The following is a 12,151-nucleotide window of genomic DNA, read 5'->3' on the forward strand; positions in this document are numbered from 1 at the left end:
TACGCAGGCAGTCCAAGTGCAGCTAGGCGAAGCGTCGGTAGCGTTTGTAGGAAATTTCATCTGTGGCACGACTGTGTCACAGTTTTGTCGGGGCTCACCTGAGCCGTGGTCCAGCGCGAGGTCGCAAGTATGAGAACAGCCCTGATCGTCGATGATCACCCGGTGATCCGCATGGCGGTGCGCATGCTCCTGGAGCGCAACGGGCTCGAGGTGGTGGGCGAGGCCGACAACGGCGTCGATGCCGTGCAACTGGTGCGCCAGCACGAGCCGGACGTGGTCATCCTCGACATCGGCATTCCCCGCCTGGACGGCCTCAACGTCATCAGCCGCATCCGCTCGCTGGGGCTCGACAGCCATGTGCTGGTGCTCACCTCATTGCCCGCCGAGGGCTTCTGTCAGCGCTGCCTGCAGGCAGGGGCACGGGGCTTCGTGAGCAAGGAGGAGGACCTGCAGAACCTGGTGATCGCCATCAACTCCATCAGCGCCGGCTTCACCTTCTTCCCCGCCGACGTGCTGCCGGTGGGGCAGGGCGCGCCGGCCAGCGAGCAGGAGTTGGTGGGGCGCTTGTCCAACCAGGAGCTGATGGTGCTGCAGTACCTGGCGTCCGGCCTTGGCAACAAGGAAATCGCCGAGCGGATGCTGCTCAGCAACAAGACCGTGAGCACCTACAAGAGCCGCATCCAACAGAAGCTCAACCTCGCCTCGCTTCTCGAACTCATCGAGTTCGCCCGCCGCAACGACCTGAGCGCTCGGCAGCAGTAGCCGCTCTACCTCGCACTTCTCCCTCCTGGCGCCCGCTCGGGCGCCTTCCTCTGGGGCTCTGAAGCCAGCCTCAGAAAAGGTTTCAGATCCAGGTGAAATTTCCTACAGCCCGCATGGGTCGGGGACTCCATTCTCGGCTTGAGGCCGTCGATATCATTGTGCCCGCCACGCTGAAGTGCGATGCGGTTCTCAATACGAGGCCGGCAAGCGCTCAGTTCTGGTTCCGACTTTAGAGGTCAATCTTTCATTTCGGCGCGTGGAACCAGGCGCCTCTACAGGAGAGTTAAATGAAAAAGTTCCTCACCGCTGGCGCGGCCCTGGTCGGTTTCGGCCTGAGCAACCTGGCACTGGCCTATGACGGCACCATCACCTTCAAGGGTGAAGTGTCCAGCAAGACCTGCACCATCAACAGTCAATCCGTCAACCAGACCGTAGAGCTGGCGCCCGTTTCCCAGACCTCCCTGAAGGCGGGCCAGAACGCTGGCTTCAAGCCGTTCGCGATCTCGGTTTCCAGCTGCACCCAGGGCGCCAAGGTCAAGGCCAACTTCGAGATTGGCCCGAACGTCGACCCCGTCAACGGCACCCTGAAGAACGAGCTCAGCGGTGCGGATGCCTCCAACGTGGCCATCCAGCTGTTCAACAAGGACCAGCAGGCTATCGACCTGGCTACTGGCACCAATAACCTTGAAGAGATCACTGGTGCTGGCGGCGATGCCACTCTTGGCTTCTTCGCTGCCTATCTGGCACCTGCTGCTGCAGATGCCACTCCGGGTCAGGTGAGCTCCAAGGTCACCTACACCATGACCTACGAGTAACTCCTCCTACTCGCCCGGGACCTCCCGGGCGAGTTGTCTCTACGGTACTTCCCCATGTCCCTGCGCATCTCAATCACGCGATGGCTACTGGCTGTCACGACCTTGTTGACCGTGTCCGGCGCCCATGCCGGCATCGTGGTCAATGGCACCCGGTTCATCTACCCCGCGAAGCAGCAGGAGATTGGCGTGCGCGTCAGCAATGACGGCGACAAGCCTTCCCTGGTCCAGGTGTGGATCGACCGGGGTGACCCCGAAATCCGCCCCGAGAACGCCGAAGCCCCCTTCGTCATGACGCCGCCCCTGTTTCGCGTCGACCCCGGCAAGGGCCAGAGCGTGCGGGTTTCCTTCACCGGCGAGCCCCTGCCCAAGGACCGCGAGAGCGTGTTCTGGCTGAACCTTCTGGATGTGCCGCCCATGCCCAGTGAGGACGGCAACTACATGCAGTTCGCCATCCGCACCCGGGTCAAGCTGTTCTATCGCCCCGAAGGGCTTCCGGGTCGCCCGGACCGCGCCATCGAGCAGGTGGCCTGGAGCCTAGCCAGCATCGACGGCAAGCCCGTGCTCAGGGCCGCCAACCGCAGTGCCTACAACGTGTCTTTCGGCGACATCGCCCTGCGTGCCAACGGCCGCGACTACAAGGCCGGCAGTGGCATGGTCGGGCCCTTCGGCAGCCACGACTTCCCGGTTACCGGGTTGTCCGGCATGCCGGCATCCGGTCGCGTGGTGCTGCAGTGGATCAACGACTACGGCGCCAGCGTCGGTCAGGAGAGCAGCCTGGACAAGTAGGTCCGGGCATTAGTCGCCTTTTTCTTTACACGAATCCCAAGGAGCATCGCGCTGGTCGATGCGAGGTGTACCCATGACTTCGCTTTCCGATACGGATGCCGTTGGCCCCACAAGGGCCTTACTCCCGGGCGGTCAGCGGCGGTGCCCTGTCGTGCGCCCACATTTGCTGGCCTTTGCCGTGGCCATGGCATCGCTCGGTGTCGCCGCGGGCCTCGTAGATGCGGACGAGTTGCCCGATAGCCCTCGTTTTGCGGCCTTCAACCCTGACTTTCTGTTCAATGGCTCGGGTCAGGGCGAGGCGGTAGACCTGTCCCGCTTCAGCCGCGGCACCGTGCTGCCGGCGGGCACCTATCGGCTGGACATCCTCCTCAACGAGCGCTGGATAGGCCGCCAGGAAGTCCGCCTGCAGGACGACAAGGACGCCCCCAACGGCGCCCGGGTCTGCTTCACCCCGACCCAACTGGGCACCATCGGTCTGGATCTGGACAAGCTGCCGGACCCGGCGGCCGCCCGCGCGAAGCTGGAAAGCGAGGAGTGCCTGGACCTGACTCAACTGGTGCCGTCCTCCAGCGTCAACGTCGACCTGTCCGAACTCAGCGCCTACCTCAGCGTTCCCCAGGCCTACCTTGGGCGGCAGGTGCGCGGTGAAGTGGACCCCCGGGATTGGGACCGTGGCGTCACTGCTGGCTTCATCGGCTACAGCGCCAACCTCTACCGGAACCACGCCGACAGTGGCGATACCCAACAGCTCAGCATCGGGCTCAACAACGGCATCAACCTGGGCGACTGGCGGCTGCGTACCAATGGCAACTACAACCGCTCCAGCTCGTCGGGCGCCCCTTCGCGCAGCCACTACAGCAACAGCAGCACCTACGTGCAGCGGGACCTCACCGGCATCCGCTCGCAACTGACCGTGGGCGACTACTACACGCCGGGCGAGCTGTTCGACAGCGTGCCCTTTCGGGGCGTGCAGGTGAGTTCGGACGACCGCATGCTGCCCGACGCCCTGCGCGGCTATGCGCCGGTCATCCGTGGCGTGGCGGAGACCAACGCCAAGGTCACCATCCGCCAGGGTGCGTCGATCCTCCACGAGGTCACGGTTTCCCCCGGGCCGTTCAGCATCGAGGACCTCTACGACTCGGGCTACTCCGGCGACCTGGAGGTCACCGTGACCGAGGCGGATGGCCGCCAGCGCACCTTCCTCGTGCCTTACGCCTCCGTGGCCCAGTTGCTGCGCCCGGGCATGTCGCGCTTCAGCGTCACGGCCGGCGAGTACCGCAACGACTCGGCCGAGCGCGTCCCGCGCTTCGTCCAAGGCACCTACCAGCGTGGTATCTCCAACGACTGGAGTGCCTACACCGGCAGCATCATCGCCGAGAAGTACATGGCGGTTCAGGGCGGTGTGGCCCTGAGTACCGGTCTGGGTGCCCTGGCTTTGGACGTGACCCAGTCGCAGGTCAAGGAGTCCCCCCTGCGCACCGAGGACTCGGCGCCCAGGGGCGGCCGCAGCTACCGGATGACCTACTCGAAGCTGGTGGACGCGACCCAGACCAACTTCACCATGGCCGCCTATCGCTTCTCCAGTCGCGGCTACCTGAGCTTCAGCGACTACGCCCAGGCCTATGGCAACCCCGAGGGTGGGCTCTATCGCCAGCGCAGCCGCTTCCAGGTGAGTGCCACGCAACCCCTGCCGGGGGAGATGGGCAGCCTCTACCTGAGCGGCTCGTCGCAGAAGTACTGGGACGCCTCGCGCAAGGGCGACATGACCTTCCAGGGCGGCTACTCCAACAGCTACCGCTGGGGCTCCATGAGCCTGTCGGTGGGGCGTACCCGCATGGGCGAGGGGTACGAGAACCAGTACATGATGAGTTTCAACATCCCCATCGGCGATGTAGGTCGTTCCGCCAGCCTCAGCACGTCGGTCAACTACGCCAAGGGCCGCAGCAGCACCCAGGCCAGCCTGAGCGGCTCCCTCGGGGAACAGTCCCAGGCCAGCTACAGCCTCTATGGCTCCACCAGTCGCGACCAGGGCGAGCGTTCCAACAACACCGGTGGCAGCTTCAACTACCGTGCCTCCGCTGTGTCCCTCAACGCCGGATTGAGCAAAGGCACCGGCTACCGCCAGGAGAACCTTGGTGCGATGGGCACCATCGTGCTCCACCCGGGGGGCGTCAACTTCACCCAGACCCAGGGCGAAACCCTCGCCATCATCGAGGCCAAGGGCGCCCAGGGTGCCTATGTGTCGAACGATGCCGGGACGCGGATTGCCGGCAATGGCTACGCCGTGGTCGGTGGGCTGTCCCCGTATCGGCAGAACCAGGTGGTGATCGACCCGGCCGGGCTGTTCCGCAACGTGGAGCTGCAGGTCACCGAGCAATCGGTGGCGCCCCGCCATGGCGCGGTGGTCATGCTCAACTACCCGACCATCAGCGGCATCCCGGTTCTGTTGAAGATCGTGCGGGACAACGGCGAGAACCCACCACTGGGCGCCGAAGTATTCGATGCTGACGGCAAGAGCGTGGCAATGGTGGGACAGGCGGGCCGTGCGTTCCTGAGGGGGCTGGATCCGGCTGGATCGCTGGTGGTGCGCTGGGGCAGTGACCCCGACAAGCGTTGCACCTTCGAGTACCGGCTGCCGGAAGCAGACCCGGATGATCTCAATTACCAGCAGTTGGAAGTTCGTTGCATCACCCGTACCGGGCGTTCCGAGGTCGCGTTCGCCGACTGATGCCTGGTACTGCCTGAACGCTTTTCCTCATCGGGGCCGGTCTTTACCGGCCCTGTCTTTTTCTGCGCGTTCGATACCGCTCAATTGAAGGTGACGGTGATGATCCCGGCCTTGCGGCCCGAGCGGGTCGTGATGGGCTTCATTGCCACGCTCTGGGTCTGGGCGACGCCTGCACAGGCCGAGTCATGGAAGGGATCGGTCGTGGTGCGCGGGCTGATGCCATTGGCGCGTCCCACATTGTTCTGCCAGACATTTGTAGGAACGCTGCACATATCCTTTACGATTCGACCCTGAAAGGTGATCTGACCACGAGCAGGTTCGTTGGCATTGGCTTGGGCAGCGCCCAGGGCCAGGAAGAGGGCGACGGCGGAGAGACTCAGTATTTTTTTCATGTTTAGGACTCCTCACAGACATGCCCTGAGTAAAAATCAGCGCGCTCCTACAATCCAGTTTTTTGCTGTCCTCTTTTTCTGTAGGCGACCTCGGGTGGGGCGCCCTTGCGTCACAGTTCCATTTGCGACTGCCGATATTTTGTGACCACGTTCATTTCGTGGTCCTTGTCAGAAATTTCCTATATGGATCTTTCGTCCCTTAAAGGCCACAATCGGGCAGTCATCCCGCCGCAGGCACGCTGCAAAAGCACCTCTGCTCCACCCGCCTCGCACACACGGCCAAGCCCCTCGTTCAGCACCGACTGCCTCCATTCGTCTTTTCTGCCCCTGCACAGGTGGTGGAATGGTTTTCTGCGGGCATGAAAAAGGCCCATCGCACTGGCGCGATGGGCCATAAAAAAAGCCCCCGTCAGGGCCGACGACCTGACGGGGGCGAGGGGTGTCCCTGACGGGACCTCAGTGTGTTGCTTTCAGCGCCGGGAGCGTTTGCAGGCCAGCGCCGCGTAGAGCATGAGCAGGATGAGGAATCCCAGGCTCAGGGACATGTCGCTTACTCGGCGCCGACCTGGCGCAGCTTGGTCGCCGGGGTGTCGCCCAGGTTGTTGAGCATCCGCTCGCTGTACCAGTCGAGGAAGTTGATCACGCCGAACTCGTAGGTCTTCGAGTAGGGGCCGGGCTGGTAGGCGGAGGAGTTGATGCCGCGCTGGTTCTCCTCGGCCAGGCGACGGTCCTGGTCGTTGGTGGCGTCCCACACCTCGCGCAGGCGCGCTACGTCGTAGTCCACGCCTTCCACCGCGTCCTTGTGCACCAGCCACTTGGTGGTGACCACGGTCTCCTGCGGGCCGATGGGCCACACGGTGAAGACGATCATGTGGTCGCCCATGCAGTGGTTCCAGGAGTGCGGCAGGTGGAGGATGCGCATGGAGCCCAGGTCCGGGTTCTGGATGCGGCCCATCAGCTTCTTGCTGCCCTGCTTGCCGTCCATGGTCATGGACACGGTGCCTTCGAGCAGCGGCATGCGCACGATGCGGTTGCGCAGGCCGAAGCTGGCGTGGGCATAGGGGATCTTCTCCGCGTCCCAGGCCCGGGTGCAGGCGGCCACCTGATCCTTGAAGGCCTGGCTGGCGCGCGGGTCGGTCACGTCGTCCCACTCCAGCAGGGTGTTGAGCAATTCCGGGTGCGAACCACTGCAGTGGTAGCACTCGCGGTTGTTCTCCATCACCAGCTTCCAGTTGGCGGCCTCACGCAGGGTGGTCTGCACGGCCACCTTGGTGTTCTCCATGTCGTAGGGCTCCATGTAATGGGCCAGCGTGGAGAGGAAGTCGTCGATGGCCGGCGGGTTCTCCGCCAGGCTGATGAAGATGTAGCCGCCGGCGGTCTTCACGTGCACCGGCTTCAGGCCGTACTGCTTCATGTCGAAGTCGGCACCCATCTCGGTGCCGGCGAACAGCAGGCGGCCGTCCAGTTCGTAGGTCCACTGGTGGTAGGGGCAGACCAGCTTGGCCACCTTGCCCTTGTCGCTGACGCACAGGCGCGAACCGCGGTGGCGGCAGACGTTGTGGAAGGCATGGACCTGGCCTTCGGCGCCGCGCAGGACGATCACCGGGTTGTCGCCCACCTGCAGGGTCAGGTAGTTGCCCTTGGCCGGGATCTCGCAGGTCATGCCGGCGATCAGCCACTCCTTGTGGAAGATCTCCTGCATGTCGAGCTGGAACAGGCGCTCGTCGTTGTAGAACGGCTGGGGCAGCGAGAAGGTGTGGTCGCGCTCCTTGAGCATGGCGGCCGTGGCCTTACGTGCGGGTTCGAGCGGGTCGACCAGGCTCAGGGGGGAAGTGACGTCCATCGGTAACTCCTCAAAAGGCTGGTCGCACCGGCGACCGCCGCAATGGGTGGCTGATTCGGTTGTCACGCAAGGCGGCGTGACGTGCCCCTCTGTTCTCCCTGGCCGACTGCAGGCCCTGCTGCGGATACGAGGGTGGTTTTTCGAAAAGCCTCGTGTTCTGGCTGGGGCCGAGTGTGCTGTCGCCATGGGGTACGACCTTATCCACGGGCGACACGGCCGCATCCGTTTCCGACGCTCGAGCCCTTGTGGTTGCTGGCAGGTCGCGATGAGCATGCGAATGTCGCTGGCAGGTAAGTGGTGGGGATTTGCGTTCAGCAGAATCCGATCAAAGGCGCCGATCCACGGCGCGCGGAGATGCGTATGAGCAACAGCTTCCTGAACCCGGTGAACACCCAGACCTGGACCAACGGCCGCCACCTGGTGCGCTGCGTGAAGACCGTCCAGGAAACCTGGGACGTCCGCACCTTCTGCTTCATGGCCGACCAGCCGATCCTGTTCTTCTTCAAGCCCGGCCAGTTCGTCACCCTGGAGCTGGAGATCGACGGGCAGCCGATCATGCGTTCGTACACCATCTCCAGCACGCCCTCGGTGCCCTACAGCTTCTCCATCACCATCAAGCGCGTGCCGGGCGGCAAGGTCTCCAACTGGCTGCACGACAACCTCAAGGAAGGCGATGTCCTCCCCGTGCACGGCCCGGTGGGGCTGTTCAACGCCATCGACCACCCCGCCGACAAGGTGCTCTACCTTTCCGGCGGCGTCGGCATCACCCCGGTGATGTCCATGGCCCGCTGGTTCTTCGACACCAACGCCAACGTCGACATGGTCTTCGTCCACAGCGCCCGCACGCCGAAGGACATCATCTACCACCGCGAACTGCGCCACATGGCCTCGCGGATCGCCAACTTCAAGCTGCACCTGGTGGTCGAGCGCTACGACGCCGGCGAGACCTGGTCCGGCTACCGCGGCTACCTCAACGAAGCGATGCTGCACCTGATCGCCCCCGACTTCATGGAGCGGGAGATCTTCTGCTGCGGCCCCACCCCCTACATGAGCGCGGTGAAGCGCCTGCTGCAGGCCAAGGGCTTCGACATGGCGCGCTACCACGAAGAGGCCTTCGGCCCGACGCCCCCCGAGGTGCGCGAGGAGGTCAAGGAACTGGCCGCCGAGGCTGCCGAGGCCGCGCCCGTACCGGCCGCCGACCAGCACCTGGTGGAATTCAGCAGCACCGGCAAGAGCATCCGTGTCGCCCCGGGCGAGACCGTGCATTCCGCCGCCGCCAAGCTCGGCCTGCATATCCCCAAGGCCTGCGGCATGGGCATCTGCGGCACCTGCAAGGTAATGAAGACCGCCGGTGAGGTGGAGATGGAGCACAACGGCGGCATCACCGACGAAGACGTCGCCGAGGGCTACATCCTCTCCTGCTGCAGCGTGCCCAAGGGCGACGTCTGCATCGACTATTAAGTCCCCAGACATCGGCCTGTACGGAAAACGACCAGGGCCTGCAAAGCCACGCCGGGCGGGGCACAGCGGGTTTCGCGAACAGCTTGTCCACAGGCTGGTCCACGGCATCTGTGGATCGGCCGCGTACCCTCGGGCCGCGCACGACACGGCTTCCAGCCGCTTGAGGTTCCACGGGAGCGGGCTGTTCAGGATTTGATCAGTGCGCTGAAAGCCTTGCCAGCCATGGGCTGCAGTCTTCTATCCACAGGTCGGTCACAGCCTCCTGCACAGTGGGTGTGCATAGTTACCCCACCGGCACCACCTTCCTGCTCGCAGGCTGACCTCCAGCCCAGGCAGCGCGGGCGCCGTGGCGTCCGAGCAGGGGTGAACAGGTTGTCCACAGGCTTGCCCACCGTTACCGGGGAAAACCTGGGGCCGATGCCCCGTGGAACATCCAGAACCCGGCTGGAGCATCCAGTCATTTCGCGGCCTTCAGGCCTGGATGAAAAATGAGCGATCGGCTGTGCGCCACGTCTGGCAAAGGGTGTGGCGATCTATCCACAGGCAGTTGACAGGCCGGTGCACAGCAGCTGTGCATGAATGTACGGCAAGTGGCTGAAATAGAACGAAAAACAGGCGGGAGGCCAGGGCCGTTGCGGCGCCTGGCCTGGCGGGAGGGCTCCACGGTTTGTCCACAGGTTGATGCACCGTAATCGGGGACAAGTCGCGGAGCGGGGCTTCAGCCCTGGGCCATTGCAGCGCGGATGTCGGCGGCCAGCTCGCGTACCCGGGCTTCCTCGGTGTCCCAGGAGCACATGAAGCGAGCGCCGCCGGCACCGATGAAGGTGTAGAAGCGCCAGTTGCGCGCCCGCAGGTACTCCAGCGCCGCCTCGGACATCTGCAGGAACACCCCGTTGGCTTCCACCGGGAACATCAGGCTCACCCCCGGCACGTCCGCCACCAGCTCTGCCAGCAACTGCGCGCAGCCGTTGGCGTGCTGTGCATAGCGCATCCAGGCGTCGTCCTGCAGCAGGCCCACCCAGGGCGCCGAGAGGAAGCGCATCTTCGAGGCCAGTTGCCCGGCCTGCTTGCAGCGGTAGTCGAAGTCCTCGGCCAGGTCATGGTTGAAGAACAGGATCGCCTCGCCCACTGCCATGCCGTTCTTGGTACCGCCGAAGCACAGCACGTCGACGCCGGCCTTCCAGGTCAGCTCCGCCGGGGTGCAGCCGAGGAAGGCGCAGGCGTTGGAGAAGCGCGCGCCGTCCATATGCAGGCGCAGGCCCAGCTCCTTGCACACCGCGCTGATGGCCCGGACTTCCTCCGGGCGATAGACGGTGCCCACTTCGGTGGACTGGGTCAGCGTCACCACGCGGGGTTTCGGGTAATGGATGTCCTGGCGCTTGAGGGCGATCTCGCGCACCGCGTCGGGCGTCAACTTGCCTTGCTCGGTGCGGGCCAGCAGCAGCTTGGAACCGTTGGAGAAGAACTCCGGCGCGCCGCATTCGTCGGTCTCGACGTGGGCCGTCTCCGAGCAGATCACGCTGTGGTAGCTCTGGCACATCGAGGCCAGAGCCAGGGAGTTGGCCGCCGTGCCGTTGAAGGCGAAGAACACCTCGCAGTCGGTCTCGAACAGGCGGCGGAAGTGATCGGCGGCGCGCGCCGTCCAGCTGTCCTCGCCGTAGGCGCGCTCATGGCCCTGGTTGGCCTGGGCCATGGCGGCCCACACCTCCGGGCAGATGCCGGAGTAGTTGTCGCTGGCGAATTGCTGGGTCTTGTCGGTCATCGAAGGGTCCTTTCGGTGTGCCGCCCCGTGCGTAGGCGGCCGATGGGATGTAAGTTAACGCCAGCTTGGATGCACGGAAACGTGCTCAGGCGACATCTGTTTCCACCCAGGCGCTGTCCGGGCGCCTTCAGGAACTCCGAGCGGGCTTTGCGGCTCACAACAGAACCGCACCTGCCACGGGGCCGGACCCTGCCATCACCTGAGGAGTGTCACCGATGCGCTACACCCACCTGCTTGCCGTTGCCGCCACCCTTTCCGTCAGTCTGTCGGCCGCCGCCGCCCAATGGGGGCCGGGCGAGCGCGAGCGTTTCGTCCAGGACTGCGCCGCCGGCGCCCAGGCCCAGGTGGCCGGGGACAAGCTGCAGAAATACTGCGGCTGTGCTGCCGACAAGGTCGGTGCCGAGTTCAGCCAGGCCGAGCTGGACGAGCTGAAGAACCAGACCACCCCGCTGCCCAAGCCCACCCACGAGCGCCTGATCAAGGTCACCAACCAGTGCCTGGCGCACCTCAACTGACCCCATCCTCCGGGCCTGGCCGTTGGCCGGGCCCTCTCCCCACGTTCCGTATCCGCACGCCCGCGTAGAAAACCGACACGTCGCCCCTCGGGCGCTGCGTCTGCACGCGTCCGCTGTGCCTGTGGGTATCAGGGGCGGGCGGCGCTGGCGAAGCGGAGATGGAGCCAGGCCGCAGGGGGAGGGGTCAGTTGAAGACGGGGCGGAAGAAGCTGCGCTCGTAGCTGAGGATGCAGCGGGTCTGCTCCGCGTAGGCGAAGGCCGCCTGGCAGTCAGCGTCCTGCATCGACTGGGCGCGGTAGGTCTCGTAGGCGGCCAGGCTGGGGAAGGTGAACATCGCCATGGCGACGTTGTTGGCGCCCTCGGAGGGCAGGAAGTAGCCGTGGTGCTGGCCGCCGAACTTCTCCACCAGCGGAATCCACAGGCGCCCGTAGTGCTCGAACTCGGCGAGCTTGTAGGGATCGATGATGTAGCGCAGGTAGCAGGTGACCATGGGGCGTCCTTTTCATTGGGCGATTGCCTGGGAGCCGGCACGCTAGCCAGTGCCCGGGCGGCTTGTCCAGCACGCCGGCATCCACAGCCTGCCTTGCTCACTGCCCTGCGCTGTGGGCAAGTGGGGGATTGGACAACCTTTCCGCAAACCCTCAAAGGCCTCACCAGGCGTGGGTCATGACGATCTATCCACAGGCTGTGAACAGGGCCGTGCACAGTTTCTGTGGGCAAGCACCGGCTGCAACCCGCTGATGCTGCTCAAGAAATGTACGAAGGCCGGGAAGCCTTGCCATGCCTGGTGCGGCGCCAGCGCTCTACAGGTTATCCACAGGGTGCTCCACGCTTTATGGGGATCACCCACCCACCGTGTTCATCCATCGCCTCTCCGTCGCGCCGACGGCCATGTCCCGTGGCGTCATCTACTGTTCCCATCGCGTCGTCGCTTTTGGCAAAGACGGCGCTGCCTGGCGGCGCCGCGCCCTGTCGCCCCGGAGGCAAGGTGGCCGCTGAAAGCGCCGTGTCGCGGGCCGGGTCGTTTGAGCATTTGGACGTCGTAAACAGGCAAGTCACCCCCCAGGCGTTTTCGCACAATCGGTCG

General features: G+C 64.6%; 10 protein-coding genes. 6 read left to right on the forward strand and 4 right to left on the reverse strand.

All coding sequences use genetic code 11. The features are described 5' to 3' along the window. Positions 1-129: 129 nt before the first annotated feature. The 4 genes from PotMrB4_RS02365 to PotMrB4_RS02380 all read left to right on the forward strand — a co-directional run bounded on the left by PotMrB4_RS02365 (position 130) and on the right by PotMrB4_RS02380 (position 5,091). Positions 130-762 (forward strand): response regulator transcription factor, encoded by a 633-nt coding sequence (locus tag PotMrB4_RS02365; RefSeq protein ID WP_160481645.1) that lies wholly within the window; start codon positions 130-132, stop codon positions 760-762. A 287-nt stretch (positions 763-1,049) separates the two neighbouring features. After that, a complete protein-coding gene (locus PotMrB4_RS02370; RefSeq protein WP_172432401.1) occupies positions 1,050-1,577 on the forward strand; it encodes a fimbrial protein in 528 nt (175 codons plus the stop codon). A gap of 111 nt (positions 1,578-1,688) precedes the next feature. Continuing rightward, entirely contained in the window at positions 1,689-2,363 is a 675-nt protein-coding gene (locus tag PotMrB4_RS02375; protein ID WP_232060784.1) for a fimbrial biogenesis chaperone, read from the forward strand. Positions 2,364-2,514: 151 nt separating this feature from the next. Next, entirely contained in the window at positions 2,515-5,091 is a 2,577-nt protein-coding gene (locus PotMrB4_RS02380) for a fimbria/pilus outer membrane usher protein (protein WP_232060785.1), read from the forward strand. Positions 5,092-5,171: 80 nt separating this feature from the next. Here the strand turns inward: PotMrB4_RS02380 and PotMrB4_RS02385 are convergent, their stop codons facing one another. Beyond that, complete coding sequence (locus PotMrB4_RS02385; RefSeq protein WP_172432404.1) at positions 5,172-5,483, reverse strand: hypothetical protein; 312 nt, start codon at positions 5,481-5,483, stop codon at positions 5,172-5,174. 550 nt (positions 5,484-6,033) lie between these two features. After that, entirely contained in the window at positions 6,034-7,326 is a 1,293-nt protein-coding gene (gene gbcA / locus PotMrB4_RS02390) for a glycine-betaine demethylase subunit GbcA (RefSeq protein WP_044409161.1), read from the reverse strand. A gap of 360 nt (positions 7,327-7,686) precedes the next feature. Between gbcA and gbcB the strand changes: the two genes are divergently transcribed. Continuing rightward, the gene (gene gbcB, locus PotMrB4_RS02395) at positions 7,687-8,787 is read left to right on the forward strand and encodes a glycine-betaine demethylase subunit GbcB (protein WP_044409158.1); all 1,101 of its coding nucleotides are present in this window, start codon (positions 7,687-7,689) and stop codon (positions 8,785-8,787) included. A gap of 718 nt (positions 8,788-9,505) precedes the next feature. Here gbcB and PotMrB4_RS02400 read toward each other — a convergent pair. Beyond that, the gene (locus PotMrB4_RS02400) at positions 9,506-10,549 is read right to left on the reverse strand and encodes a threonine aldolase family protein (protein ID WP_044409155.1); all 1,044 of its coding nucleotides are present in this window, start codon (positions 10,547-10,549) and stop codon (positions 9,506-9,508) included. A 215-nt stretch (positions 10,550-10,764) separates the two neighbouring features. Between PotMrB4_RS02400 and PotMrB4_RS02405 the strand changes: the two genes are divergently transcribed. Next, complete coding sequence (locus tag PotMrB4_RS02405) at positions 10,765-11,064, forward strand: hypothetical protein (protein WP_044409151.1); 300 nt, start codon at positions 10,765-10,767, stop codon at positions 11,062-11,064. A gap of 184 nt (positions 11,065-11,248) precedes the next feature. Here PotMrB4_RS02405 and PotMrB4_RS02410 read toward each other — a convergent pair whose 3' ends face one another. Beyond that, complete coding sequence (locus tag PotMrB4_RS02410) at positions 11,249-11,554, reverse strand: NIPSNAP family protein (RefSeq protein WP_107331324.1); 306 nt, start codon at positions 11,552-11,554, stop codon at positions 11,249-11,251. Between the last annotated feature and the right edge of the window lie 597 nt (positions 11,555-12,151).

Origin of the sequence: Metapseudomonas otitidis (genome assembly GCF_011397855.1) — a bacterium.
GTDB lineage: Bacteria > Pseudomonadota > Gammaproteobacteria > Pseudomonadales > Pseudomonadaceae > Metapseudomonas > Metapseudomonas otitidis.